A 25346-nucleotide genomic window follows, 5' to 3' on the forward strand; every position below is an offset into this window, starting at 1 on the left:
CTTTGGCATGATTTGCTCCCTAGAAATTGTGAAGCAATACATCCAGAATCAGTCAGAGGGTGCTATCCATCCCCACCCGGGTGGGGAATTCCGCACCTTACGTTAATCAAACTTTTCCCTGCGCCGCTCCCCAGATGGTGTGGTCAAAATGTGTTAGGAAGCCTCTCCCCTCACAGCCTTGGCCACGCGGCGGAAAAATTGCCCCACACCCTTCACCAGATTGGGCGCCGATTCTGGACGAGGTGGGATCCCTGCCATGAGGGTGTGGTAGTCATCCAAGAGGGTGTGCTCTTCTGGAGAGACTGTGTCGTCAGCCATCATCAGGTTGCCAATTGCTCCCAAAAGTTGTAAGCGCTCGGTTTCACTGGCCTGAGCAAGATAATCGGCCATCCAGCGCTCGGTTTGTTCCATCGGGATGGGCTTTTGGATCAGTTCTCGCAGCTCGGTATCGTGCTCCAAACCATAGCGGCGCAGCAGGGATCCCAAGTAGGCCAGTTCCTGGGGTTCCAAATGCCCATCGGCCCAAGCGGAGCCGGCCACAATTTTGAGTATGAGCTGATGCTGGGTCGTCGGGTTCATGATCCCTTGTTGCTAAACGGCACCGTTGCCCTGCTGGGTGAGCGCCAGAGAAGGTTGACGCTAACTTAGCCCTAACTATAGCCCTGCGGCGAGCCAGACCTCTAGGATTTGCCGCTAAGATCATGTTCTGTATTCACAAACACTGAGCTGATTTCTCTCCCCTTTCTGGCAATGCTGAGCGCCTCTTCTTGCAAATGGGATCTGGCCATTCCGGCCCCAGGCCGGCTGTACCGCGGCAGCGGCATCCTCGAGGCCGTACCTCTGACGATCCTGGGATCCCGCGTGTTGGTGATCGGGGGGGAGCGATCGCTAGCTGTGGCTGAACTGCCCCTGAAGCGCAATCTGGAGCGGGATCCCGCCGTTCAGGTCTACTGGAGCACCTATGGCGTCGATTGCAGCGAATCGGAGCTGGCTCGTCTCCAGGCTCTGGCCACAGCAGAATCCGTAACCGGCATTTTGGGGGTGGGGGGCGGCAAGGCGTTGGATACGGCCAAGTTGGTGGCCCATCGGTTGGGGATCCCGGTGGCGACGGTGCCCACCTCTGCTGCCACCTGTGCCGCCTGGAGCGCCCTGTCCAACATCTACTCGGAGGCCGGAGCTTTTCAGCGGGATGTGGCCCTAGATCAGGCTCCCGCTGCTTTGATCCTGGACTATGACTTGATTCTGCAAGCACCAGCATGCACTCTGGTGGCCGGGATCGGAGATGCCTTGGCCAAGTGGTACGAGTCTTCTGTGAGCAGCGGCAGTTCAGAAGATGCCCTGGTGATCGGCGCTGTGCAGCAGGCCCGCGTCTTACGGGATTTGCTCTTGCAAAAATCGGTGGCGGCCCTGCGGGAGCCAGGTGGGACTGCTTGGAGGCAGGTGGTGGACGCCTGCATTTGCCTAGCGGGGATCGTCGGCGGCATGGGAGGGGCCAAGTGTCGCACCGTGGCCGCCCATGCTGTCCACAACGGCCTTACCCATCTGTTGGGGCACCGGGCCACCCTGCACGGCGAGAAAGTGGCTTTTGGCATCTTGGCCCAGCTTCGCCTAGAGGAGATCCTGCAGGGAAGCCAGTTGGCGCTGGCCGCCCGCACCCAGCTGCTGGAGTTCTACCGCCAGGTGGGGCTGCCCCTCAACTTGCGGGATCTCCACCTGGATCACCTGGAATCCGCTGAGCTGCTGCAGGCTGCCCAAGTGGCCTGCCAGCCGGGATCCGATATTCACCATCTGCCCTTCCCCGTCAGCCCGGAAGCCCTGCTGGTGGCCCTCACCACCACCGACTTGACCAGCTCCAGTCCCGTTCTGCCGCGGCTCTAGGCTGGCCTAGAGATCTTCCCGCTTTCCAACTTTGCCAGTCCAGGCCGGGGTTTGGGCCCTCTGCAGCCGGGCTTCCCTGTAGGCCCCAGAGGTGGCGCCTGCCAAGACCAAGGCTCCGCCCATCCAAGTCCACCCATCCGGGATCTCGGCAAACACCCAGAACCCGATCAGGCTAGCCCAGAGGAGGCGGAAAAAATCAAGAGGCAGCAGCATGGTCACCTCGGCCAGCTTGTAGGCTTGGGTGAGGGCCACCTGGCCCAGGCTGCCCAGCAGCCCCATGGTTGCCATCCACAGCCACTGCTCCGGCGAAGGCCAGCTCCAAACCCAAACAGCAGCCAAGAAGGAAAGGGGAGTCTGCAACAGGCCCATGTAGGCGGTGATCGTGAGGCTGGACTCGGTGCGGGCGAGGATCTTGAGCACAATGGTTACCCAGGCAAAGAGGGCTGCCGCCGCCAAAGCTAGCCCTGTCCCTAAAGAGAGCTCCCGAAAGCCCGGCCTTAGCATCACCAAGGCCCCGGCAAACGCCAGGCCCAATCCCAGCCAGCGGGAGGGGCGCATCTGTTCGCCCAACACCCAGACCGCCATGAGGCTGGCAAACAAAAGCTGGACAAAGCTCAGCGCCGTTGCTTCCGCCAAAGGCAACAGGCTGGCTGCCCAGAAGGAAAGCAGCATCCCCAAGGTGCTGATTGCCGAGCGCAGGAGGTAGAAGCCCATCTTGGCGGTGCGCAGAGAGTGGATCCCTGCTCGCAAAAGCAGTGGCACCAGGGCAAGTAACCCAAATAGGTTGCGCAAGAACACAATTTCAAAAGGGTGCAGGGCGGGCGTGTTGAGCCGGATGATCGCCCCCAAACAGGCAAAGCAAAAGGTGGCCAGCAGCTTCAGGGCAACCCCTTGCCAGGCTCTCATTTGGCCCCCCTCCGCAAACCGGCCCACTTGCGCGTTCTCAACGTTACAGCTCACACCCAAACGGTTTAGGCACAGAGTTTTCAGCCTCGAACTCTCAGCCTAAGCGGACTGTCAGGGATCCGACCGGCGCTCCTGGGCCCTCTCTGCCACCCCCCTGGTCAGCAGGGAAAAAGACGGGGATCCCTGGGAGCTATGGCCATCTCGAATAGCCATGAACAACAGTTGTCCCCTCGCTCTGTAGCTCCCCTCTCCCAAAGGGAGAGGGGATGGGGGTGAGGGAAGAGATCGGCTGGAAGTCCTAGGTCTTCTTTAGAATCTCCTGCAGGTAGCCGATGACTGTTTCTGGCCGGAGGTGGGCCATGCAGGGGTGGCCCTCCACCAGGCAGGCTTCGTTTTTGAACTTGTTTTCCACGCAGACCCGGCATTTATAGGAAGTTTGGGTAACGTAAACGTGGGGCAGGCGAGGTGCCCACAGCCGCACCGGGCTAGCTCCATCGCCATCGGCATCGTTGCCAAACAGGGCAATGGTGGGGCAGCCCACGGCCGCCGCAATGTGCATCGGCCCCGCGTCCACGGAGATACAGAGCCGCGCCCGCTTCAGGGCCCCGGCCAATTCGATCAAGCTGGTTTTGCCCCGCAGGTCGATCATCCCCGTTTGCGCCAGCAGCTCATCTTCGCCGCCGCCGTGGTAGAGGGATCGCTGCAGCTCGGGGGCACTGCCAATTAGCCCCACCTGCAGGCCCTGGCCCTGGCACCACTGGATCACCTGGCGCCAGTGCTCCAAGGGCCACATCTTGGCGCGGCGGGTGGTGGTGATGTGCACCAGAACTTCCGGCACGGGAAAGTCGGGATCCCGGCTGGGCAGCTCCAGGCGGAAAAAATCTGTTTCCACATAAGCCAGGCGGCAGAAGATCTCGGCAATGTAGTTGCTAGTGAGGATGTCTTTGTAGCGCTGCAAAAACTCCAGGCTGTTCCAGTCGTCGTCCTGGAGCAGGCGCTGCACCGGGTCGGGGCCGGGATCCAGCTTGCGGCGAAAATCCAAGGTCAGGCCGGCGCCGGCAATGTACTGGGGTCGCAGGGCCGTCACCGCCACCAGGTTGAGCTCGCTGAACTCGTCGCAGTTGATGGCCAGATCGTAGGGCCCGGCCTGGGCCACACGATCCCGCACTGCTGCTGTTAGGGCCTCGAGGTAATCGGGGCGGCGGCTGTAGAGGGGGAAACTAAAGTCGATGTAGGGGCAGTGGAGCTCAAAGTCGCGCGTAATCTCGCTGCCAAAAAAATCCAGCACACAGCCGGGGTATTTTTCCTTGAGGCCCCGCAGGAGGGGGATGGTGACCACAAAGTTGCCCACCTTGCTGGAAGAAAATACCGCTAGATGGGGTCGTTCCCGCAGGGGCTGGTTGGCAAACCGTTGCATAGGGTTGGGATCCCCAGAAAAAGCCGTTTGCGTCGGCGGCGCGGAGCACGTTTGCTAGGCTAACATCCCCAGATCCCCTTCGAGGCCAGCGCCGGGATCCCTGGGCCAGACTTCAGGGCCGGCTGGCCTGGCTGCCATCCCAGATGACCACCACGGCAAAGCGATCCAGAAAGCCATTGCTGGCGTTCATCTGGCGCAGGTTGAAGGCGTCTTCGGCGGAGATCACCAGGTCGTAGCCTAGGGTGCGCATGGCGCGGATGCGGTGGGGCCGTTCCCCAATGCGGTTGACCAGCCAGCGGGCCTGCTCTTCTGAGGTGGTATAGGCGGCAGTGCCCTCGCTGCCCACAAAGGCAGCATTGAGATCCTGGCCAAGGTTGAGGGGCGGGTAAACTGGGTTGCCGTCGGGATCCAAAAGGCGCATCGATTGGCTAGGGAGAAAATCCAGGCCGCGGGCATCCACGATCAGCCCTGTTACCTGCGGGGTTTGCCGCTGGGATCCTGCTTCGAGGCCAGCTCCCCCCCCTGGCCCCTGGCCTGTGCCCACCCCCGAGCCAGGGCTGGAGCCGCGCCCCCCGCCAGGCCCGATCACTTCTCCCTGTCCAGAACCCGAGCCACCGCCCCCGCTGCCGAACTGGCGCAACAAGTCCAAATCGAAAATCGGCCCTTCCAAGCTTGTGTTCTCGCTAGAAAACGCCGACTCTACTTCTACCTGGTCGGGAGTAACCGGGCGCCAGGGCGTTTCTTCCGGGAAGGGTTGTTTCTCAACCGCTGGGGCAGGGGATCCCCCTTGCAGGCGGTAAAGGGGAGGAAACAGGGTTTGTGCTTCGACAGCTTCCCCCGGCCAGACCAGGATCCCCAGCGCTGCCAAGATCGCTCGGATCCCTGCGCCTTGAGTTCTATCTTTCCACCACCTCATGCCCCCACCTCACGGCCTGAAAACCTGTGGTTTGCTCTGCAGCCGCCCACCCTTCCCCCATGCTACCCAGGCAGGGCCGGTTCGGTAGGGGATCCCGCGCAGTCCTCCCTTTGGCTGGAGAGCAGCGGTCGATGTTTTTCCCTCGTGGGGCGGGATCCCTGGCTCAAGATGGCTGGGAAAGCCAGGCGTTGATCCCCAGCGATCCCCAAGCTCTTGACCGCCAGGCAAAAATACGCAAACATGTGTTCATCATTCTTTGTGATCCCCGTTGATCCCGACCTGGAATCATCAGGGGTTGGAGAGTGCAAAGCAGGCCGTCACGCCAGTAGGTTCAAGGCTGTACTGAGCCACAAGCTGGGATCGGCCTTTGGGTTAGAAGCTGGAGCATTGCACAAAGCCTGAGTTGTCGAAGACAGGAGACCCTGACCATGCCACCAGAGCGGATCCCGTTGGAAGAAATGACCATCCGGCAGTTGCGAGAAGAAGCTGCCCGCTATCAGATCCCCAAGTACAGCCGTATGACCAAAGACCAGCTTATCGAGGCCATTCGAGAAGCCCAAGCCAAAACTGGCTGCCCCACCGATGCGATGCCGGAGCCCAGCGGGCAAGAGTCGGTTACCGGGACGAAGTATGTCGGCCAAGTAGCTAGCAAGCCGGATCTGGCCGATGTAGACAAGGGGCTGGGGGATCTGCCCGACGGCTATGGCGAAAGCCGCATTGTCCTGCTACCGCGGGATCCCCAGTGGGCCTACGCCTATTGGGATGTGCCCAACGAAGCCAAGGAGAGCAAGCGCCGCGAGGGCGGCCAACAGTTGGCGCTGCGTCTGTACGATGTGACAGATATTGATTTCGACCGCCAACCGGCCCACAGCATGCAGGAGTACCCCTGCGACGAGCTGGCGCGGGAATGGTACTTGCCGATCCCGGTGAGCGACCGCTCCTATTTGGTGGAGATCGGCTACCGGACGGCAGATGGCCGCTGGCTGATGTTGGCCCGCTCGGCAGCGGTGATGGTGCCCCCGGTTTATCCTTCCGACTGGTTTGAAGAGCACTTCCTGACGGTGCCCTTCGACGTGGCACTGCAGGGCCGCACCCTCTACCAGCTCACCGAGCCCTACAAGCGCAGCGCCACCGGCATGGGCGTGGTGGCCTACAAAGGCGATGAGCCACAGCGGGAGGCGACGGCGGATCCCTTCCTGGATATGGTGGGCGGCTTCGAGGCAATGCGGGTGGCGGGATCCCTGTTTGGCAGCCACCAAATGGGCAGCCGTCAACTGGTGCCGGAGCAGGCCATCAGCTCGTTCATTATCCCCTCGGGTGTGGGTATGATGGGGATGGCTATGGCCGAAGTGCCTGCTGCTCCCTGGATGGCTTCCGGATCGGGCCTGGGGCTGTTCTCCGGCGCTTCCGAAGTCCTGCCGCGGCGCTCCCGCAAGTTCTGGCTGGTGGCTGATGCCGAGCTGATCGTCTACGGGGCCACGGAGCCGGATGCCACCGTCACCATCGCCGGGCGCAAGATCCAGCTCAACCCCGATGGCACCTTCCGTTTCCACATGGCTTTCCCCGATGGCAACATCGACTTCCCCATCTTTGCTGTGGCTGCCGACGGCGAGCAAAATCGGGAGATCCACATGACCTTCGACCGCCGCACCCTCTCCCGCCGCACCAACACCAAGGAGGAGGCCATCGAGGAGTTGTTGCCCTAGAGGATCCAACTTTTCGTTGCTTGCCCCCTGGAGCTGGCCGGGGGCTTTTTGTTGCCGAGTGAGAGTTATTTAACCGGTGATGCAACCCAACTCCCCTCTCCCTCAGGGAGAGGGGCTGGGGGTGAGGGGATCCCTCAGGGAGAGGGGCTGGGGGTGCCTCAATCCAGTTTGTGAACTTATGAAACAAGGGATCCCGGCCCTAGGAGCGGTCGATCAACTGGGCCAGTTGTTTCAGCTTCTTCATCACCTGTCCAGAGCAAAGCAGGTCTTGCGCCTGTTGGATCCCTTCCTGCAAAGAGGGAGAATGGCCGAGGAGCCACAGATAGCTGCCCCCATTCCAGAGAACGGCTGGGGTGAGTTGACAAGGATCGCCGCTGAGCACCTGCTGCATCTGCTGCTGCAGCTCTTTTTCGCCGGCAAGAGGGATCTCTGGGCCTGCCAAGTGGCAATCGCGAGCCTTCAGGAGCAGCCGTTGCCCGCCCTGGTTCAGGATAGCTGCTCGTTCTCGCGGCAGGTCGCAACTGCCTTCCAAACCCTTGACGGTGGTAAATTGCCCGATCTGCCGCAGGGCAAACAGCTCCAGCAGCGTGGCCTCGGTGGGCGGGTGCACATAGCCCGCCACCAGGTGAAAGGGGCCTTGGTAGGGCGCCCAGACCAGCTCCAAGGTGGCCAAGGGGGGGCGTTTGCCGATTTGATCCCGGTAGTCCATCAGGGCCTGGGCTTGGGGAAAACAGGTGGGCAAATACAAAAATCCCAACCCGGTTTGTTCCAGCAGTTGCCCCACCTGCCCCAGGGATAGCCCCCGCCAATCGACCCCCAAGAGGCGCCAGACGACCTCCAAAGGTAGACCATACTTGGTGGGACAAAAGCCGGAGCCATGCAGCAAAACGGCTGCCCCTGCCGCGGCCAACAGCAAAGCCACCAGCACCCCCAGCGGCGCAGTCCGCGAGCGGCCATCGTAGGGATGGCCAAAGATAATCAAAGGATGGGGCAAATCCCGTTGGGGCAGAAGAGGGCCGTATTCTGCGTAGGCATCCAACATACCGGCCAGCTCTTCGGCGGTGGGGCGCTTGATGCGGTGGGCAATTAAAAAAGCTCCGATCTGGGCGGGAGTGGCTTCCCCCCGCAAGAGCATGCGAGCAGCGCTGGCCGCTTCGGCTCGGCTGAGATCTTGGTGAGTATGGGTGCCGCTGCCGATTTTTTTCAACAGCTCGCGAAACTCTTGGCTCATAGCATCGGCGATCAGGAGGGCTGGGCTACTCAGGATACTGACAACAACCTGGCAGATGGCTGAGGGATGTGGGGATCTGTGCCGGAAGCGGGCTCAACCTCGGGCTGCCTGATGAGCTGGGCGGCCAACTGCAAAAACCGGCGAATGGGCGGAATCTGGTAGCGATCGCTGGTGGTGACCATCACCACCTGCCGCCTCAACAGGGGAGGCTCGGTGGGCCGCACCTGCAACTCCGGATCGGCGCAGCAGTCCACCAGGGCCGACTCCGGCAGGAGAGCGATCAACTGCCCCTGTCGCACCACTCCCCGAAAGGCATCTAGGGTGTTCAGTTCCAGGGCTGCTTTGAGAGGGAGCCCCTGCCGGGCCAGATGGGATCCCACCAAGGAGCGCATGGCGTAGCCATCCTTGAAGACAGCCTGAGGATACTCGGCCAGCGCCTTCCAGGGGATCTGCTCGTAGCGGCTGAGGGGATGGGTGGAGGGCATCAACACCTGAATCGGCTCGGAATACAGCGGCTCCACCACCAGTTCTGCCCCCCGCGTCATCAGGGGATTGTCCATGACCAGGGCCACATCCACCAGCCCATCCCTGAGCACCTTCAAGGCGCGGTCGCTGCCCAGAGCCGTGACCCGCAACTGCACCTCTGGGTGCTCTTGACAAAACTGTTGCAGCACGGGCGGCAGTTGATGGGCAATCAGGGAATGGATCCCAGCAATGCAGAGTTCGGTCTGCTGGCCCTGCAGCCATTCTCGAAGGCTCTCCTGAGCCCGCTGCCATTCCTGACAGATGCGACGGGCATGGGGCAAAAGCCGTTCTCCCGCCACAGTTGGGGCCACCGGGTTTTTGCGATGCAACAGCGGGGCGCCCACGGCCTCTTCCAGAGCCTGGATCTGGCGACTGATGGCCGATTGGGTCAGACCCCTGAGGCGAGCAGCGGCCAAAAAGCTGCCCGTCTCCACCACGTTCAAAAAGGCTTGCAACAACTCCAGCCGCATTCGGGATCCCTTGGGCAATGTAACCAGCCACGGTGGCATCCTAGCCAGGGAAACGGTAGGCTTTTGTAAACGCCGTTACCAGTTGTTGGCTTGAGGATCCCCAAGCCAGGGGGAGACGAAGCAGATGAGTTGGGATCCGGCCTTGCTGACGGAGCTGCTCAACTCCGCCGTCCCGCGCCTTTTCCCCGCTGCCCAGGTGGCCATTCGCCACCGGGGAAAGTGTATTTACTCAAGGGCGGCAGGCTATCTTGACCCTGAGACCCGGTGCCAACCGACAACCTTGGCCATCTGTTTTGACCTGGCCTCCCTGACCAAGCTCTACACCGCCACCGCCTGCATGGTCTTGGTGGAAGCTGGAGCGTTGCAGTTGGATCAGCCGGTCAGTCTCCTGTTGCCGGAGTTTCAGGGATCCCGCCCCATTGCCCCCTATGAGGATCCTCTGCAGCCGGGGAAATGGATTGCTGTGGAACCGGAAATCGAAGGCGAGCTGATCCCGGCAGGGCAGGTGACGGTGCGGCAGTTGCTAGCCCACACCGCCGGCTTGCCCGCCTGGCGACCCCTTTTTCGACAGCCCGACGCCGCATCGGCCCGGCACATGGCCCTGCACACTTTTTTTTCCTACAAGCCGGGATCCCGTGTGGTCTACAGCGATCTGGGATTGATCTTGCTGGGCCTGGCTTTGGAACGTCTGAGCGGGGCCAGCCTGGATCAGATCTTGCACGCCCAGGTCTTGCGGCCTCTGAGCCTGAGCCAAACCCGGTTTTGTCCGGGGGATCCCTTCCATCCACCCCTTGCCTCTGTCCCTTGCGCGCCCACCGAGCTGTGCCCCTGGAGAAGGCGCCGTTTGCAGGGGCAGGTTCACGACGAAAATGCCGCCCGCCTGGGCGGGATCGCCGGCCATGCCGGGCTGTTCGCTACGGCAGAGGAGGTGGCCGCCTTCGGAGAGAGTTTTTTGACGGGATCCCTACTGCAGCCGCAGACGGTGCGGGAAATGACCCGCGAGCAGTTGCCTCAGCCAAATGCTCCGCAGCGCGGTCGCGAACGTCGAGGCTTGGGGTTTGCCTTACGCTCTGCGGATCCCTTGGCCAGCAGCTACCCGTTCAGCCCCGGCGCCTTCGGCCACACCGGCTTCACCGGAACCTCCCTGTGGATCGATCCAGAGCGGGAACTGGTGGTGGCCCTGCTCACCAACGCCGTCTATCACGGTCGGCAGGAGAACGGGTTCCAGGCTTTTCGGGTTGCCTTCCATCAGGCCATTCTGAGAGGACTGGCTTGATCTTCGATCTTTGTATCGCCTATCTGGCTGGCTTTCGCATTTGGGTTCAGGACGACCGCCCGGACTGGGTAACCCCTCAGCGCTTTCCCGATGCCGAGCGGCTGTACCCACAGCCCTTTGCCCAGCTTATCCCCGATCTGCAGAGGATCCCGCAGCTCTACATTGCTCTTCTCACCCGCAGCTACAACCTCGATGGCCAAACCCTACGGGCCATTTATCACTCCGGCCCCCATTACTTGGGGATGATCGGTAGCCGCAAGCAGGTGCAAGCCGTCCTGCAAACTCTGGCCCAGGAAGGGATCCCCAAGACCGCCTTCAGCTAGAAACCGCAGGAGCCCCGCCGTGGGGTCAGGGTCGGGAGAAATGCGGACGACGTATGATTGCAACATGACCCAAGTTTTAACCATCTCCTGCAAGCTCAAGGTATCTGCTTCGCAAGCCGTGAAGCTAGAGGCAACCTTATCGGCTTTTGCACAAGCACTCAACTGGGTCAACCAAAACACACCAGAGAAGGTGGTCAACCCAGTCAAGCTTCAATCGCTCTGCTACCGCGCAATTCGTACCCGCTTTGGGCTATCCAGCAACCTGGCACAACAGGTGTGCAGAAGGTTGGCCGCTGCCCGCAAGGTTGCCCAGCAAAAGAATCGTCCGGTCAAAGCGTTCAAGTCTGGCTTTGTGACCTACGATGCCCGCATCTTCTCTTTCCGGGAGAGGGACTGGACGGTGTCGCTGACCACCGTTGAGGGACGCGAACGCTTTGAGCTGGATATAGGTAACTACCAGCGCGGCATGCTGGCGGGTTCTCATCCCAAAGCAGCCACGTTGGTCAAACGCCAAGACGGTTTTTACTACATCCAAATTGGCGTGGAGCAGGACCCACCGGAGCCACGAGACACCACCGAGGCGATTGGTGTGGACTTGGGTAGGAGAGATATTGCCCATACCAAGGACTCCGTCCCGCTGACGCGAACAGAAGGAGACCACTGGAATGGACAGCAGTTGAACCAGGTCAGAGACCACTACTCCCGCTTGAGAGCGGCTCTGCAACGCAAGGCCAGTATGGGCACACGCAGCACTCGGCGCAGGTGTCGGGAGCTGCTGCAACGGCTGTCTGGTCGGGAGAGACGTTTTCAAGCTTGGGTGAACCACCGCATCTCCAAGTCCATTGTTTCTAGGGCACAGGCCACCCGCAGCTTTATTGCCTTGGAAGACCTGACCGGGATCCGTGAACGAGTCAACCAACAGCCGCGCAGCAAGAGAGAGCGGCGGCGGGCCAATAGTTGGGCGTTCTACCAGTTGCGGCAGTTTGTGCACTACAAGGCAGCCAGAGCAGGGGTGAAGGTGGTGGTGGTGCCACCTGCCTACAGCTCGCAGACCTGCCATCAGTGTTTGTGGCTTGGGCAACGGGAAGGGAAGCATTTTCGCTGTGTGAACCCGGTCTGCGGTTGGGAAGGGGATGCAGATTTGAACGGTGCCAACGTGATTGCGCTTTTGGGGGTCGCTGTAAACCGGCCTAGAGGCCCGTGGTTGGCTTGCCAACTGCAGGGCTACGGAAAGCCCGCTCCGTACCGCTTAGCGGTCGGAGTCGGGTAGTTTACCCTCACCGTCCAGCTTATCCAAGTGTGACGGGGATCCCTGAAGCCAATACCCACCCAAAACGGCGAAACTCGGTTGACACTCCCACAGCTTGGCCGGGGAGTTCCCACGCAGTCCGGTACCCAGTCTCCCGAGGTGTAGGCTTGCCGGCTGACTGCTGGAGGGGCTAAGCTAGAAAAACAGCGCGGGGTAGAGCAGCCTGGTAGCTCGTCGGGCTCATAACCCGAAGGTCACTGGTTCAAATCCAGTCCCCGCTATACGTAATCTCTTGCTTGATAGGCTCAAGCGCAGTGGGCCTGGTAAGTACTCTGTGCCACCACCTCTAGGCTCTCTTCCAGAGGTCAGGGATCAGCCTGATATTTGATTTGATTTTGATAATGACCACGAAAGGCGGCGGTTAAACAACGGCGGCCCTTCTCAGAGGGATCCCACCCTCCTCGACCCAATGGCCAGGCCCGCCGGCTCTAAAGCTTGGTGCCGCACTCGGCGCAGAACTTGTGCAGGCTGGGGTTTTTGGCGCCGCAATTGGGGCAGTAGATGAGCTCGGCGGCCTGTTCCAGTTGCCGCTTTTCCGGCAGCCCAATCATCTGGTAGTTGGCTTTGCCGGCAGGCACCATCGGGTAGCAGTTCTCATCCCGCTTGACCACAAAATCGGCCAGCACCGGCCCCTCGTGGCGCAGCATCTCCTGGATGGCATCGTCCACTTGATCGGGGTGATCGACGCGCATGCCCTTGACGCCAAAGGCTTCGGCCAGCTTGACAAAATCCGGCATGCCCGGAGCCATATCCGAGTGGGAGTAGCGCTCGCCGTGGAAGGCCTGCTGCCACTGGCGCACCATGCCCTGCCAGCCATTGTTGATGATGGCCACCTTGGTGGCAATGCCGTACTGGGCCACCGTGCCCAGCTCCTGCATGTTCATCTGAAAGCTGGCATCGCCGCTGATGCAGATCACCTCGGCATGAGGCAAGGCCACTTTGACCCCCATGGCCGCCGGGAAGCCGTAGCCCATGGTGCCCAGGCCAGAACTGGAGATCCACTGGCGCGGCCCGTTGCGCAAAAACTGCGCCGCCCACATCTGGTGCTGGCCGACATCGGTGGTGTAGTAGGCATGGGGAGCGTGGCGACGAAACGCATCGATCACCTGCTGCGGGGCGATCACACCCTCATAGCGGGGCACCTGCAGGGGGTAGTCCTGCTTCCAGCGCTCGATCCGCTCCAGCCAAGCCTGCGTCTGGCCAGGGGTGTGGGGCATTTTGCTCAGTTGCGCCAACAGCTCCACCAAAACGGTGCGCACATCTCCCACAATCGGCACGTCCGGAGCGCGGTTTTTGCCCACCTCTGCCGGGTCAATGTCGATGTGGATCACCTTGGCGTGCTTGGCAAATTCGTCCAGCTTGCCGGTTACGCGGTCGTCGAAGCGGGCCCCCACTGCAATCAGCAGGTCGCACTCGGTAACGGCAAAGTTGGCGTAGGCAGTGCCGTGCATGCCCAGCATCCCCACCGAGAGGGGATCGTTCTCATCGAAGGCCCCCTTGCCCATGAGGGTGGTGGTCACCGGGATCTGATAGGTGTGGGCCAGCTCGGCAATCTCCGCATGGGCCCCGGAGATGATGGCCCCGCCGCCCACGTAGAGCAGGGGACGCTTGGCCTGCAAAATCAGCTTGGCCGCCGCGTGGATCTGGCGCGGGTTGCCCCGCACCGTGGGCCGGTAGCCGGGGATGTTGACTTCGCTAACCGGCTGGTAGTCGAACTCTTCCAGGCCCACATCTTTGGGAATGTCGATCAGCACCGGCCCTGGCCGCCCGGTGCCGGCAATGTGAAAAGCCTCGGCCACAATCCGAGACATTTGGCGCGGATCCCGCACCACGTAGGAGTGCTTGACGATGGGCAGGGTGATGCCAAAGATGTCGGTCTCCTGAAAGCCGTCGGTACCGATCAAATGGCGGGGCACCTGGCCGGTGATCACCACCATGGGCACAGAGTCCATCATGGCGTTGGCGATGCCTGTCACCAGGTTGGTCGCCCCTGGCCCCGAGGTGGCGAAGCACACCCCCACCTTGCCGGTGGCGCGGGCGTAGCCATCGGCAGCATGGGCCGCGGCCTGTTCGTGGCGAACTAGAAAATGTTTGAGCAGCCCCTGAGATTCGGCTTTGTAGAGCTCGTCGTAGACGGGGAGGATGGCTCCCCCCGGATAGCCAAAGATGTGCTGCACCCCGTGCCGGTGCAGGCTGTCCACCAACGCATATCCACCCGTTGCCACGATGTCTTCTCCCCACTGAGATGACCGGATGTCAAGCGCCCACTCTCAGGAGAGCCGGCGTAGGCAAAGCGGCCAGAAGTTGGCCAACTTTGGTATTTGTATTCAACTCCACAGTCTAGCAGCGGTTTGCTCTCAAATCGCTCAGATTTTCACGGTCGGCTAAAGTAACACTGGGGATCCCCATCGTCGTCTTGTTTGCTGCTGCCCATGACTTCCAAACCAACTCCTTCTCCCAGCGATCCAGAGCTGGCAAGGTCGGAAAGAGACGAGCTGCTGCCGGGTGGTAGGCGGGCCGCTGGCACTTCTTCTGCTGAGGTAGAGACTGTTGCTCCTGCTTTGTCCGGCGTCGGGTCAGAGGGATCGCGGCGGTGGCTGCTATGGGGGGCGCTGGGGATCTTTCTGGTGGGCCTGGGGTTGCGCCTGTGGCGGCTGGACGAGTTTCCGGCTCCGGTGTTCGACGAGGTGTATTTCCCCAAGTTTGCTCAAAATTATCTCGACGGCGAGCCTTTCTATGATGTGCATCCCCCCCTCGGGAAATACTTCATTGCCCTCAGCATTCAGGTGTTTGGCCGCAATGAGTGGGGGTTCCGCTTCGCTACCGCTTTTTGTGGATCCCTGATCCCCTTGTTGCTGACGGGCTTGGCCTACCGCCTCACTTACCACGTGGGCTTTGCCCTGTTGAGCGGGAGCCTGCTGCTCACGGATGGAGTGTTTCTGGTGGAATCCCGCTTTGGCCTGATCAACGTGTATCTGGTGGCCTTTGGGCTGGCGGCCACCATTCTGCTGCTGAGCGGTCTGGAGCGCCAAGGTTGGCAACGGGCCGTCCACTTTGCCGGCTCTGGGATCCTGTTGGGAGCGGCAGCTGCGGTGAAGTGGAATGGCCTCTGGTTTGCCTTCATGTTTGCCCTGCTGGGGATCCTCGTCTGGGGGGTGATCTGGCTGCGCCCGCAGTGGATCCCACGATTGGGCATTTTGATCCAAATCCGCCATCTGCGCTGGTGGCACTATGCGTTCTGCTTCGTCCTCGCCCCGCTGGCCTTTTATGCCATCCAGTGGATCCCCCATCTGCAGCTCAACCCGCAGCAGGGGCTAACCCTGGATTGGAGCTGGACGGGCATCCAGAATTATTTCCGATCCCTGGTGCTCATCAACCAATCCGTTTACGGCGGGCACCTGCATGCCGATCTCGTGGTGGATGAAAACACCCCTGTTCACCCCTACTGCTCCACCAGCTTGCGATCCCTGGTGGCTTGGTTCCCCGTCTTGCGTCCTTGGCTGACCACGCCCTTGGCTTCGGCGGGGGCCTGGTCCTGGCCGATCCTGGGCCGTCCCGTGGCCTACTACTTCAGCAGTCAGGGCGACCTGTGGCGAGCGGTTCATGGCCTGGGCAATCCCTGGCTGTGGTGGCTGGGGACGGGATCCATCTTGGTGCTCGTCTGGCGGGGGATCCGTCGCTTCCACGGCCTGGAAGCCTTCATTTTGATCGGCTACGCGGCCAATTACCTGCCCTGGTTTCGAGTTAGCCGCTGTGTTTTTATTTACCACTACATGAGCGCTCTGGCCTTTAGCACTCTGGCCCTGGCCTGGCTGGTGCTGCTGGGCTGGCAGAGTTATCGCCGCTTCTGGCGCGGGACGAGTATCACGGCAGTAGCCTTGGTTTTGGCATCTTTTCTTTTTTTTTCCCCGCTTTGGTTTGGCCTTCCCCTCAGTCCCGGCGGATTTTACGCCCGCATGTGGTTTCGCCCCACGCCGACCCCGCTCTTTTGCTTTAGCCCCCAGGCCTGTGAGCGAGCACCCCTACGCCTGTCGCCCATCCCTGGCTTGAACTGGATTTGAGAAAGGCATGGTAAGCTTTGTGAAGTTCGTTTCGTGAAATGCTGCCCGCTGTTACCAAAAAATAGGGTATGGTTCGCGAAACCCTTGTGGTGGAGGTATGTGGAAACGTCATGGACCGATCCTGCCCGAGTCCTGCCAACTCTCCCCGCCGTCCACCGGCCTATACAGGGCAAGCTGTCCCGGTTGGGGTAATCGGGGTCGGCAACATGGGCCAGCACCACACTCGCGTGTTCAGCTTGATGAAGGATGTGCGGGTCGTGGGGGTAGCCGATATCAATGTGGAACGGGGATTGGATGTGGCCAGCCGCCACCGCGTTCATTTCTATGAGGACTACCGCGATCTGCTGCCCCACGTAGCTGCCGTGGCCATCGCCGTACCAACGGTTCTCCACCACGAGGTGGGCATGGCCTGCCTAGAGGCCGGCGTCCATGTGCTGATCGAAAAGCCCATCGCCGCCAGCATCAGCGAAGCAGAATCGCTGGTGAACCGAGCTGCCGATTGCAACTGTATTTTGCAGGTGGGGCACATCGAGCGCTTCAGTCCCGTTTTCCAGAAGCTGGGCCAAGTCTTGCAAAGCGAGGAGCCGCTGGCTTTTGAGGCCCACCGCCTCAGCCCCTATTCCGACCGCGCCAGCGACGTGTCGGTGGTGTTTGACCTGATGATCCACGACATCGACCTGTTGTTGGAGCTGATCCCGTCTCCTGTGACCCAAATTACCGCCAGCGGCAACCGCGCCTCTAAGTTGGGCTACCTCGACTACGTCACCGCCACCCTCACTTTTGCCAACGGCGTCATTGCTACCCTCACCGCCAGCAAGGTCACCCACCGCAAGGTGCGCAGAATTGCTGTCCACTGCAAAAATGCCTTGGTAGAAGCGGATTTTTTGCACAACGAGATCTCCATCTATCGCCAGGGATCCGCCAGCAGCAGCAGCGACTACGGACAGATGCCCTACCAGCGGGATTGCTTGATTGAGAAAGTCCACACCGACAATATCGACAAGCTCCATGCCGAGCTGGAGCACTTCATTAACTGTGTGCGCGGGGGCAATCAGCCCTCTGTGGGTGGGGAGCAGGCTCTGAAGGCTTTAAAGCTGGCCTCGGAGGTAGAGCGGATTGCTCTGGACGGATGTGCCTGGAGCGAAGCCAAGCCCCGCCGCAGCCTTTTATCTTAGTCCATCCCACCAACAAAGTCATTTCAAGTAGCAATAAAACAGTTCGTTACGTCGTTATTGCTGGGCAACGCTGTCGAGAACGCGCTGCTCCAACTTCCCTCTCCCTTTGGGAGAGGGGGCGGGGGTGGCTGCCGCAGAGCACTTAGGCGGCCTCGCAGTCGATCCCCTCAGAGCGCTTGCCATCCTCAGGCATGAGGGCCAAACCTGAAGATGTGAAACGTGGCAGCTCGGTCCATGCGCGTTCTCCGTTTCAAATTTCTTCTAAGATGCGAAATTGCACATGGTTAATGGCTAGCTCTCCAATCGAGGCTTGATCGGTGTTGATCGTCTCAAACGGGATCCCTTTGGCGATCTCGGCATGGGTCCAGGGCAGGCCCATAAAGTAGCGCTGCGGATAGGGGCGCTCCCCCCGATCGTCGGGGTTTGACTCCATCGGCACCCAACCCCAACCGGGCAGGTAAAACTCGATCCACACGTGGTTGTATTGGGGAAACAGCGGGATCCCTTTCAGTTCGGGGTGGGGAGGACACTTGTAGCGCCCCACCGTGCGGCAGGGGATCCCATTGAGGCGGGCCAAGGCCAGCAGCACCCCCACATATTCGCCGCAGGAACCGGAGCCACGCCGCAAAACCTCATCCGGCGGGTCGATGCGGGAGGTGACCCGGTAGGAAAGCTTGTCGTAGACATAGGCGCGAATGTTAAGCATTTTGCGCAGCAGGTTGGTCTCGCTGCCGACGGCCCGCCGCGCCGCCTCCCGGACAATCGCAGTGTCCATAGCCAGGTAATCATCGTCCACCAAGTAGCGATCCCGCAGATCCGGGGGCACGGCGGCCTCTTCTACATCCAGCGGATCGATGCAGTACTTGATGCTGTAGAGATCCAGCACCGCCCGCCAGCCAAAGAGGCGCACCTCATCGGCCCCCAGGGATCCCAGCGAAAACACCGCCACCTGTTGGCCGGCTTGCTCCTCCAGCTCAAACGGCAGGCCTACCCAGTGGAGGCTGCGCACCCGTTGGCGAGGGCTGTTGCAGGGCAAGGCAATCCGCCAGACCAAATCGGGCAGGGCGCGCGGCTCTTCTTGGGCAATTTCTTCCATATAGGTCAGCTCCACCCGGTAGCCGTGGGAAAGGGTGTAGGTGGCGCGCTCCCCCAGGCGCTGGGGCTGAAAAACCACCGAACAAGCAATGGCGGGATCCGTGGACTTGCTGCTGCTGACCCAAGGGGGGTCTGGGGGGGGATCCAAGGGCCGCAGGCGCAGGGGGGCCACCCAGGTTTTGTTGCGCAAGGCCACCGACAAGGGATCCGGAGCGTTGGGGTTGTCGTGGATATAGGCTTCTTCGTGGGCGTAGGCCACCCAGAGTTGTCCCCGCCAATGGGCCAAGCCGGTCGGCCCAGGAGAAGGGGTGAGGATGCGGGCCAATTCCCGCCCGGTCTGGCGCTCCAGCACGTAGATCGTCTCTTCCACCCGATCGCTCACCCAAAGGTAGTCTCCCTGTACCGCAATCTGTTCTCGGCCAATCCCAGGGGCGGGCATCTCCTGCACAATGAGCCCACGACCGGGATCCAGGTGCAGGAGCTTTTCCCGTTTGTAGCAGGTGGCATAGAGGTGGCGGCTGCCTGTGTGGGGATCGATCCAAAGGGCGATCCCTTCGATGGGGCAGGGGCACCCGCACACTTGAAAGGCTTCCAGGGATCCCGGTTGCTGCAGTGCGGCCATGGGAATGCGCAAGATTTGCCCCTCCTGCTCCCGGCCACGACTCTGTCCCGCTGGCGCGGCCAGCCAGATCCAAGCTTGCTCCCCCTCTGACTCTATCCACAAACCATAAGCACCTTGGAAAGAATGGACGTGATGGGGGTTGAGCAGCAGGGTGTTGTGCTCCTGGATTTCTACTAAATAGCCCCTCACCCGATCCAGGCCCAACAGGCGCTCTCCCCAGGTGGCCAAGCCTTCCAGAGCGACCAACCCCAGGGGTTGTAGAGGAGCTGCAGTTGCCTGTGGCCGCCCAGAGAGGGGCCACCAAGCGGGCTGGGATACCGTGGAATCCGGATTTTTCTGAGCATCCAGATCGCTTGCCGAGTGGATGGCAACCATGGAGGCTTCCTTGCCTGCGAAGAGGCCAGCCTGCTCACGCAATCTACATTGGCAACAGGCCCAGGCCAGTACGACTGCCAACATTGTAGGATGTGCTCCCTTTTGGCTCCACCCCAAGGGATCCCTGGCCGTTTGTGTTGTCTGCCAGTCCTGCCGGGGACAGAGAATGCTACGATGACAAGCATTTTGTTATCAGCAAGGTCGGGAACCAGAAACCATGGAAAACAATCTGGCCTTGGCAGTTGGCGGCCTGGTGGCCGGGATCCTGGCCGGTTTTTTGGGCATTGGCGGCGGCACGATCCTGGTGCCCTTGCAGGTGAGCTTGGGGATCCCACCGGTTCAGGCTGTGGCCACCAGCAATCTTTCCATTGTGATGACCTCGATGGCGGGCAGCGTCCAAAACTGGCGCATGGGCTTGCTGGATCTGAAGCGGGTCATCTGGCTGGGGATCCCGGCGTTGCTCACGGCGCAGGTGGGAGCGAGCATCGCCAGCCGCATGCCCAGCCATCTGCTGTTGGCCGCCTTCGGGGTGTTGCTGCTGGCCAACACTTACCTGGTGGAGCTGCGCAAAACGGTGGCCACCCAAGCCTTGGAGACAGAGTTCTCGCCTGCTGCTCAAGTGCGGATGTCTCCCTGGTTGGCCCGCCTCCTGACCGGTGGCGCTGCCGGCTTGTTGGCCGGACTGTTCGGCATTGGCGGTGGGGTGATCATGGTGCCCATGCAGATCCTGCTGCTGCAAGAGACGATCAAGGTGGCGATTCAAACCAGTTTGGGGGCGATCGTGATCACAGCCGTTGCTGCCACCGCCAGCCATGCGGGTCTCAGCGATTGGATCTGGAATGGGCTGGGGTTTGGGGACGGCACCATCCACCGGAATGTGCGTTGGATCCCAGGCTTGATCCTGGGGACAGGCGGGTTAATCGGTGTGCAGATCAGCACCCGCACCCTGCCCAAGTTGCCCGATGAAACGGTCAGCCTGCTGTTTCGGGGCTTTCTGGCTATTCTTTCTCTCTACATTTTTTGGCAAGCCTGGCAAAGCTACCGAGTTCTGTGAAGCGATCCTGGTCTGCCCCAGCAGTCAGGACAGGAGTCCTGGTTCCAAATTATCCGGCGTCGCTCCCAACCTTCGGGCCTGCAATTTAGGGGGCGAGGTGGTTTTGAATGCCAGTTTAAGCCCAGCTGGGGCATACTAAGCCCAGAGTGGGCGCACAGACCTGCGTGTCTTCGCCGTTGACCCTTGTAGCCTAGTGCAGTGAAATAGAGACATTGATGTAGCAACAGGGTGGGTGGCCCAGCAGCATGAACGACCTTTCTACTCCTTTTACTGCTCGTCGTGGTGGCGTCAGCAAGGCCCTGGCCATCGCCAACGCCAGCATCACCCCCTTTGGCCGCAAGCTAAAAGAGCTGGGCTTTGCCGACGACAAGCAAATCCAGGACATTCAAAATGCCCTCAAAGCCAATCGCGAAGGGGGCAGCAAGGCCCTAGCTCTGGTGGTCAAAGAGATTGCCGGCAGAGAGATCACCCCCGACCTGGAGCGGGCCTACAAGCGGCAGCAGCTCTTTGAGCTAAAAATCATCTACGGGATCCCCTCCCTCGACATCGATCTGGAGCCGGTGGAGATCTCGGAGATGATCGGGCTCATCGACTCGCTCTTGCCCCTTGATATTTGCAACCGCTACAAGTTCTTGCCCGTCCGCCGCCAAGACAACCAGGTGCTGGTGGCGATGGTCAAGCCGGATAACCTGCAGGCGCTGGACGACATTCAGCGGCGCTTCCGCATCCAGGGGCTGAAGCTGCAGCGGCGGGTCTTCACCCAGCGGGATTTCGAGGCCCTGATCAACCGCTACATGGACGCGCAGGCGGAGCTGTTGGCCATCAAGGGCATCAACGACGCGGCTGCCGCCCAAGAGGAAGAAGAGGTGGTGGTCAACACCGCCGAAATCGATCTGGACGCCATCGAGGATACTACCGTCGATGAGGCCAGCGAGGGATCCCTGGAGCAGCAGCTCAAGTCGGCAGACGATGCCCCGATCATCAAATTGGCCAACCAAATCCTGATTAAGGCACTGCAGGACGGTGCGTCTGACATCCACATCGAGCCGCAAGAAGAATACCTGCGCATCCGCTTCCGCAAGGATGGGGTGCTGCGGCAGGCTTTTGAAAACTTTCCCAAAAAGATCGTCCCCGCCCTCACTGCCCGCTTCAAGATCATCTCCAACCTGAACATTGCCGAGCGGCGGATGCCCCAGGATGGACGGATTCGCCGGGTCTTCAAGGGGCGTAAGGTGGACTTCCGCGTCAGCACCCTGCCCTCCCGCTATGGGGAGAAGATCGTGCTGCGGATTCTGGACAACTCCGCCACCCAACTGGGTTTGGATAAGCTGATCACCGACCCGGAGACTTTGGCCAGCTTTAAGGAGGTTGTCAGGAGACCCTTTGGCTTGATCTTGGTAACCGGGCCCACCGGATCCGGGAAAACCACCACCCTTTACTCAGCTCTGGCGGAAGTGAACGATCCCGGCATCAACATCAGCACTGCCGAGGATCCCATCGAGTACTCCCTGCCGGGGATCACCCAGGTGCAGGTGATCCGCGAAAAGGGCATGGACTTTGCCATGATCCTGCGCGCTTTCTTGCGGCAAGACCCGGATGTGATCCTGGTGGGGGAAACCCGCGACCACGAGACGGCCAAAACCGCCATCGAAGCCTCCCTTACCGGCCACCTGGTGCTGACCACCCTGCACACCAACGATGCTCCCGGTGCCATCGCCCGTCTGACGGAGATGGGGATCGAGCCGTTCATGATCTCCAGCTCGCTGTTGGGAGTGCTGGCCCAGCGCTTGATGCGCCGGGTGTGTACCGAGTGTCGGATCCCGTACCACCCCACGTCTGAGGAATTGGCCCGCTATGGCCTCAGCCTCAGCGGTGATGGGGAGCAGCTCACCTTCTACAAAGCCAACAAGCTCTCCCCCAAAGAGGTGGAACAGCGCAAGGCCACCGGCAAGCCCATCTGCGAGAAATGCGGGGGCGTGGGCTACAAAGGCCGGGTGGGGGTGTACGAGTTCATGCGCATGAACGACCGCCTGGCGGATTTGATCAACAAAGAAGCTCCCACGGAGGTGATCAAAGAAGCAGCGGTGGAAAGTGGCATGAAAACCCTGTTGGCCTACAGTCTGATGTTGGTGAAGCAGGGCCTGACCACGCTGGAGGAGGTGGATCGGGTAACCCTCACCGATAAAGGATTGGAAAGCGAGCTGAAAGCCCGCGCCAAGGCTCTCAGCACCTGCCGCAACTGCGGTGCCGCCCTGCATGTAGACTGGATGGACTGCCCCTATTGCCTGACGCCGAAGTTTTAGAAAACCGGGCTTGTCACTTGACGAAGCTGGGGTGCCGACTATAACAGTCCTAGACAGGGATCCTGTACCGTTGTTTCTTCAACATCGCTTTGGCCGACGGCTCTTTGGATAGATAGCTTTACTTAGTTCTACTGACTTTGGAGAACCCAACCCTATGCCCCAACTGATGATCGAAGACTTGATGGAGGCAATCGTCCAGAAGGGCGGTTCCGACATTCATATTTCGGTGGGTTTGCCCCCCTACTTCCGCATCAATGGCGAACTCCAGCCAACAGAGCACGAGCCCCTCACGCCTGAAGAAGTGCAGCGGCTCATCTTCAGCATGTTGAACAACACCCAGCGCAAACACCTGGAGCAGAACTGGGAGTTGGACTGCTCCTACGGCGTGCGTGGGATCGGTCGCTTCCGCGTCAACGTCTATCGTGACCGCGGCACCTATGCCTGCGCGATGCGGGCGCTGGCCTCTGAGATCCCCAACATCGACAAGCTGGGCCTGCCGGATGTATGCAAAGAAGCCGCCCGCCTGCCACGGGGTCTGGTGCTGGTGACCGGCCCCACCGGATCCGGCAAATCCACTACGCTGGCCTCCATGATCGACATGATCAACCGCGAGCGGGCCGAGCATATCCTTACCATCGAGGATCCCATTGAGTACATCTACACCCCCATCCGCAGCATCATCCACCAGCGGCAGTTGGGGGAAGACACCAAGAGTTTTGCCAATGCCCTACGGGCGGCCATGCGGGAGGATCCGGATGTGATCCTGATCGGGGAGATGCGGGATCTGGAAACCATCCAGTTGGCCATTACCGCCGCCGAGACGGGCCACCTCTGCTTTGCCACGGTGCACACCAGCTCTGCTGCCCAGACGGTGGATCGCCTGGTGGACGTGTTCCCGCCGGAGCAGCAGCAACAAATCCGCGTGCAGCTCTCCAACTCCCTCAAAGCCGTCTTCTCGCAAACTTTGGCCCGCCGCCTCAACCCCAAGCCAGGAGAACCGGGGCGGGTGCTGGTGCAGGAGATCATGGTGGTGACGCCGGCCATCGCCAACTTGATTCGGGAGGGCAAGACCGCCCAGATCTACTCGGCCATCCAGACAGGGGGTAAGCAGGGCATGAAGACCCTGGAGCAGGATCTGGCCAACCTCTACCTGCAGGGCAAGATCGACTTCGATACGGCCATGTCCAAGACCTCTCGCCCTGAGGAGTTGCAGCGACTTTTGGGCAACGTCACCGGGCCATCGCCAGCCGCGGCAGCTCAACACCAGCGGCCCGCAGCGGCTGCCGCCCGTCGCTAAACGCTGGCTCCAGGGATCCCTGGCTGGAAGTTCCTCGCCAACCTCTGGCCGCCGGCCCCATTTGTAGCTAAGCTCTAGCTGAAGAGAGCGTCGGTTTGTCTAAGGTTGCGAGACTGAGCCAAGGGATCCCATTCCGGCGTGTCGAACTAACGATCCAAGCAGGGGTAAGCCATGCCGCGCTACAAGGTTCGGGGGCTAAAGGCCGGTCAGCCGGTGCGCCTGACAGTGGTGGCCAACAATTTGACCGAGGCCCGCGCACGGCTGCGCCGGGAGGGCGTTTTTGCCAAACAGGAAGACATCCAGGAAGAAAAGCCCTTCTTCTCCCTGGATACCTCTTTTGATTTCTCGATGATGGGATCCATCGACATTCGCGACAAGGCGGTGTTCTCGCGGCAATTTGCTGCCCTGATCAACGCCGGCGTGTCGATGGTGCGCTCCCTAACCATTATGGAGGAGCAGACCGGCAACCCCAAGCTCAAGAAATACCTGCGGGCGATTCGAGCGGAAGTGGAGGCGGGGAAGAACCTGTCCGATTCCATCCGCCCTTATCCGGATGCCTTTGACGGCCTCTACTGCAGCATGGTGCAGGCGGGGGAGGTGGGCGGTGTACTCGACGAGGTGCTCAACCGGCTGGCCAAGCTGCTGGAGGACATGGATCGCCTGCAGAAGCAGATTAAATCGGCCATGACCTACCCGGTGGTGGTGACCATTTTGGCCGTCTTAATCTTTTTGGGCATGGTGCTGTTCATCTTGCCCACTTTTGAGAGCATCTACAACGACTTGGGGGGGGAGCTGCCCGCCTTTACCCAGTTTTTTATCAACATCAGCAAGTTCCTGCGCACCCCCCAGTACAGCTTAGGCCTGGTGGGCTTTTTGGTGGCGGTCTTTTTTGCTTTCCAGCGCTTTTACCGCACCCCCGCCGGCAAGGAGACCATTGATGCTCTGGCCCTCAAGCTCCCCATTTTCGGGGATCTGATCCAGAAATCGGCGGTGGCCCGTTTTTGCCGCACCTTTGGGGCCCTCACCCGCTCCGGGGTGCCGGTGCTGACTTCTTTGGAGATCGTGCGCGACACTTCCGGCAACCAGGTGGTGGCCAACGCCATCGACGCTGCCCGCCAATCCATCTCAGAGGGGGGGCAGATCGCGCCGGCCCTGGATAAGGCCAAGGTCTTCCCGATCATGGCCATCCAGATGATCAGCGTGGGCGAAGAGACGGGGGAGCTGGATGCCATGTTGATGAAGACGGCGGACTTCTACGAGCTGGAGGTGGAGGAGGCGGTGCGCGCCCTCACCAGCTTGATCGAGCCGCTGATGATCGTGATCTTGGGCGGGATGGTGGGCTGCATCATCGTGGCCATGTACCTGCCCATGTTCAACGTGTTTGAGCTGGTGAAGTAGCGACTGAAT

General features: G+C 60.8%; 20 protein-coding genes and 1 tRNA gene. 13 read left to right on the forward strand and 8 right to left on the reverse strand.

All coding sequences use genetic code 11. From position 1 onward, the window contains the following. Window positions 1–153: 153 nt before the first annotated feature. On the reverse strand, window positions 154–579 hold the full coding sequence (locus NW851_RS10540; protein ID WP_414336125.1) for a TerB family tellurite resistance protein: 426 nt from the start codon (window positions 577–579) through the stop codon (window positions 154–156). 171 nt (window positions 580–750) lie between these two features. Here NW851_RS10540 and NW851_RS10545 point away from each other — a divergent pair, with 171 nt between their 5' ends. After that, window positions 751–1878: an iron-containing alcohol dehydrogenase family protein gene (locus NW851_RS10545; protein ID WP_414338354.1), complete on the forward strand. Its 1128-nt coding sequence runs from the start codon at window positions 751–753 to the stop codon at window positions 1876–1878. 6 nt (window positions 1879–1884) lie between these two features. Here NW851_RS10545 and NW851_RS10550 read toward each other — a convergent pair whose 3' ends face one another. From NW851_RS10550 to NW851_RS10560, 3 genes are all read right to left on the reverse strand, one after another. Next, window positions 1885–2784 carry a DMT family transporter gene (locus tag NW851_RS10550; RefSeq protein WP_414336121.1) on the reverse strand — a complete coding sequence of 300 codons (900 nt, stop codon included), beginning with the start codon at window positions 2782–2784 and terminating at the stop codon, window positions 1885–1887. Window positions 2785–3082: 298 nt separating this feature from the next. Beyond that, complete coding sequence (locus NW851_RS10555; RefSeq protein WP_414338357.1) at window positions 3083–4201, reverse strand: glycosyltransferase family 9 protein; 1119 nt, start codon at window positions 4199–4201, stop codon at window positions 3083–3085. Between the two features lie 112 nt (window positions 4202–4313). Beyond that, window positions 4314–5117, reverse strand: a complete 804-nt coding sequence (locus NW851_RS10560; protein ID WP_414338359.1) for a hypothetical protein — start codon at window positions 5115–5117, stop codon at window positions 4314–4316. A gap of 131 nt (window positions 5118–5248) precedes the next feature. Between NW851_RS10560 and NW851_RS10565 the strand changes: the two genes are divergently transcribed. Both NW851_RS10565 and NW851_RS10570 read left to right on the forward strand, forming a co-directional pair. Next, window positions 5249–5389: a hypothetical protein gene (locus NW851_RS10565; RefSeq protein WP_414338361.1), complete on the forward strand. Its 141-nt coding sequence runs from the start codon at window positions 5249–5251 to the stop codon at window positions 5387–5389. Window positions 5390–5545: 156 nt separating this feature from the next. Next, on the forward strand, window positions 5546–6823 hold the full coding sequence (locus NW851_RS10570) for a DUF4912 domain-containing protein (RefSeq protein ID WP_414336173.1): 1278 nt from the start codon (window positions 5546–5548) through the stop codon (window positions 6821–6823). A gap of 199 nt (window positions 6824–7022) precedes the next feature. Here the strand turns inward: NW851_RS10570 and NW851_RS10575 are convergent, their stop codons facing one another. Together NW851_RS10575 and NW851_RS10580 are read right to left on the reverse strand one after the other, a co-directional pair. Further along, window positions 7023–8054, reverse strand: coding sequence for an anthranilate phosphoribosyltransferase family protein (locus NW851_RS10575; RefSeq protein ID WP_414338364.1), 1032 nt, complete (start codon window positions 8052–8054; stop codon window positions 7023–7025). Between the two features lie 29 nt (window positions 8055–8083). Further along, a complete protein-coding gene (locus NW851_RS10580; RefSeq protein WP_414336079.1) occupies window positions 8084–9049 on the reverse strand; it encodes a LysR family transcriptional regulator in 966 nt (321 codons plus the stop codon). A 124-nt stretch (window positions 9050–9173) separates the two neighbouring features. Between NW851_RS10580 and NW851_RS10585 the strand changes: the two genes are divergently transcribed. The 4 genes from NW851_RS10585 to NW851_RS10600 all read left to right on the forward strand — a co-directional run bounded on the left by NW851_RS10585 (window position 9174) and on the right by NW851_RS10600 (window position 12178). Further along, a complete protein-coding gene (locus NW851_RS10585) occupies window positions 9174–10325 on the forward strand; it encodes a serine hydrolase domain-containing protein (protein WP_414336081.1) in 1152 nt (383 codons plus the stop codon). Further along, a complete protein-coding gene (locus NW851_RS10590) occupies window positions 10322–10648 on the forward strand; it encodes an XdhC family protein (protein ID WP_414338368.1) in 327 nt (108 codons plus the stop codon). Before NW851_RS10585 ends, NW851_RS10590 begins: the two co-directional genes overlap by 4 nt. 64 nt (window positions 10649–10712) lie before the next feature. Then, entirely contained in the window at window positions 10713–11918 is a 1206-nt protein-coding gene (locus NW851_RS10595; RefSeq protein ID WP_414338370.1) for an RNA-guided endonuclease InsQ/TnpB family protein, read from the forward strand. A gap of 186 nt (window positions 11919–12104) precedes the next feature. Further along, window positions 12105–12178 (forward strand) — tRNA-Met (locus tag NW851_RS10600). 207 nt (window positions 12179–12385) lie between these two features. Here NW851_RS10600 and ilvB read toward each other — a convergent pair. Further along, the gene (gene ilvB, locus NW851_RS10605) at window positions 12386–14212 is read right to left on the reverse strand and encodes a biosynthetic-type acetolactate synthase large subunit (protein ID WP_414338424.1); all 1827 of its coding nucleotides are present in this window, start codon (window positions 14210–14212) and stop codon (window positions 12386–12388) included. 177 nt (window positions 14213–14389) lie between these two features. Here ilvB and NW851_RS10610 point away from each other — a divergent pair, with 177 nt between their 5' ends. Next, complete coding sequence (locus tag NW851_RS10610; RefSeq protein WP_414334107.1) at window positions 14390–16018, forward strand: phospholipid carrier-dependent glycosyltransferase; 1629 nt, start codon at window positions 14390–14392, stop codon at window positions 16016–16018. 110 nt (window positions 16019–16128) lie between these two features. Next, window positions 16129–17193 carry a Gfo/Idh/MocA family oxidoreductase gene (locus NW851_RS10615; protein WP_414334108.1) on the forward strand — a complete coding sequence of 355 codons (1065 nt, stop codon included), beginning with the start codon at window positions 16129–16131 and terminating at the stop codon, window positions 17191–17193. A gap of 250 nt (window positions 17194–17443) precedes the next feature. Here the strand turns inward: NW851_RS10615 and NW851_RS10620 are convergent, their stop codons facing one another. Continuing rightward, window positions 17444–19285 carry a transglutaminase domain-containing protein gene (locus tag NW851_RS10620; protein ID WP_414334110.1) on the reverse strand — a complete coding sequence of 614 codons (1842 nt, stop codon included), beginning with the start codon at window positions 19283–19285 and terminating at the stop codon, window positions 17444–17446. Between the two features lie 217 nt (window positions 19286–19502). On the opposite strand from NW851_RS10620, the gene NW851_RS10625 reads away from it, so the two are divergent. The 4 genes from NW851_RS10625 to NW851_RS10640 all read left to right on the forward strand — a co-directional run bounded on the left by NW851_RS10625 (window position 19503) and on the right by NW851_RS10640 (window position 25337). After that, window positions 19503–20339, forward strand: a complete 837-nt coding sequence (locus NW851_RS10625; RefSeq protein WP_414334112.1) for a sulfite exporter TauE/SafE family protein — start codon at window positions 19503–19505, stop codon at window positions 20337–20339. A 245-nt stretch (window positions 20340–20584) separates the two neighbouring features. Beyond that, window positions 20585–22642 (forward strand): GspE/PulE family protein, encoded by a 2058-nt coding sequence (locus tag NW851_RS10630; RefSeq protein ID WP_414338375.1) that lies wholly within the window; start codon window positions 20585–20587, stop codon window positions 22640–22642. A gap of 154 nt (window positions 22643–22796) precedes the next feature. Continuing rightward, the gene (locus tag NW851_RS10635) at window positions 22797–23939 is read left to right on the forward strand and encodes a type IV pilus twitching motility protein PilT (protein WP_414338378.1); all 1143 of its coding nucleotides are present in this window, start codon (window positions 22797–22799) and stop codon (window positions 23937–23939) included. 171 nt (window positions 23940–24110) lie between these two features. Then, window positions 24111–25337 (forward strand): type II secretion system F family protein, encoded by a 1227-nt coding sequence (locus tag NW851_RS10640; protein ID WP_414334118.1) that lies wholly within the window; start codon window positions 24111–24113, stop codon window positions 25335–25337. Window positions 25338–25346: the final 9 nt, after the last annotated feature.

The sequence above is a fragment of the Synechococcus sp. H55.7 genome (assembly GCF_047462395.1).
Classification (GTDB): Bacteria; Cyanobacteriota; Cyanobacteriia; order Thermostichales; family Thermostichaceae; genus Thermostichus.

Bases quoted from the DNA above. Each gene is read 5' to 3' on its own strand.
- NW851_RS10610 (WP_414334107.1), top strand. From the start codon at position 14,390: ATGACTTCCAAACCAACTCCTTCTCCCAGCGATCCAGAGCTGGCAAGG.
- NW851_RS10585 (WP_414336081.1), top strand. From the start codon at position 9,174: ATGAGTTGGGATCCGGCCTTGCTGACGGAGCTGCTCAACTCCGCCGTC.
- NW851_RS10540 (WP_414336125.1), bottom strand. From the start codon at position 579: ATGAACCCGACGACCCAGCATCAGCTCATACTCAAAATTGTGGCCGGC.
- NW851_RS10615 (WP_414334108.1), top strand. From the start codon at position 16,129: ATGGACCGATCCTGCCCGAGTCCTGCCAACTCTCCCCGCCGTCCACCG.
- NW851_RS10570 (WP_414336173.1), top strand. From the start codon at position 5,546: ATGCCACCAGAGCGGATCCCGTTGGAAGAAATGACCATCCGGCAGTTG.
- NW851_RS10630 (WP_414338375.1), top strand. From the start codon at position 20,585: ATGAACGACCTTTCTACTCCTTTTACTGCTCGTCGTGGTGGCGTCAGC.
- NW851_RS10560 (WP_414338359.1), bottom strand. From the start codon at position 5,117: ATGAGGTGGTGGAAAGATAGAACTCAAGGCGCAGGGATCCGAGCGATC.
- NW851_RS10595 (WP_414338370.1), top strand. From the start codon at position 10,713: ATGACCCAAGTTTTAACCATCTCCTGCAAGCTCAAGGTATCTGCTTCG.
- NW851_RS10620 (WP_414334110.1), bottom strand. From the start codon at position 19,285: ATGGTTGCCATCCACTCGGCAAGCGATCTGGATGCTCAGAAAAATCCG.
- NW851_RS10580 (WP_414336079.1), bottom strand. From the start codon at position 9,049: ATGCGGCTGGAGTTGTTGCAAGCCTTTTTGAACGTGGTGGAGACGGGC.
- NW851_RS10545 (WP_414338354.1), top strand. From the start codon at position 751: ATGCTGAGCGCCTCTTCTTGCAAATGGGATCTGGCCATTCCGGCCCCA.
- NW851_RS10550 (WP_414336121.1), bottom strand. From the start codon at position 2,784: ATGAGAGCCTGGCAAGGGGTTGCCCTGAAGCTGCTGGCCACCTTTTGC.
- NW851_RS10555 (WP_414338357.1), bottom strand. From the start codon at position 4,201: ATGCAACGGTTTGCCAACCAGCCCCTGCGGGAACGACCCCATCTAGCG.
- NW851_RS10625 (WP_414334112.1), top strand. From the start codon at position 19,503: ATGGAAAACAATCTGGCCTTGGCAGTTGGCGGCCTGGTGGCCGGGATC.
- NW851_RS10575 (WP_414338364.1), bottom strand. From the start codon at position 8,054: ATGAGCCAAGAGTTTCGCGAGCTGTTGAAAAAAATCGGCAGCGGCACC.
- NW851_RS10635 (WP_414338378.1), top strand. From the start codon at position 22,797: ATGCCCCAACTGATGATCGAAGACTTGATGGAGGCAATCGTCCAGAAG.
- NW851_RS10640 (WP_414334118.1), top strand. From the start codon at position 24,111: ATGCCGCGCTACAAGGTTCGGGGGCTAAAGGCCGGTCAGCCGGTGCGC.
- NW851_RS10565 (WP_414338361.1), top strand. From the start codon at position 5,249: ATGTTTTTCCCTCGTGGGGCGGGATCCCTGGCTCAAGATGGCTGGGAA.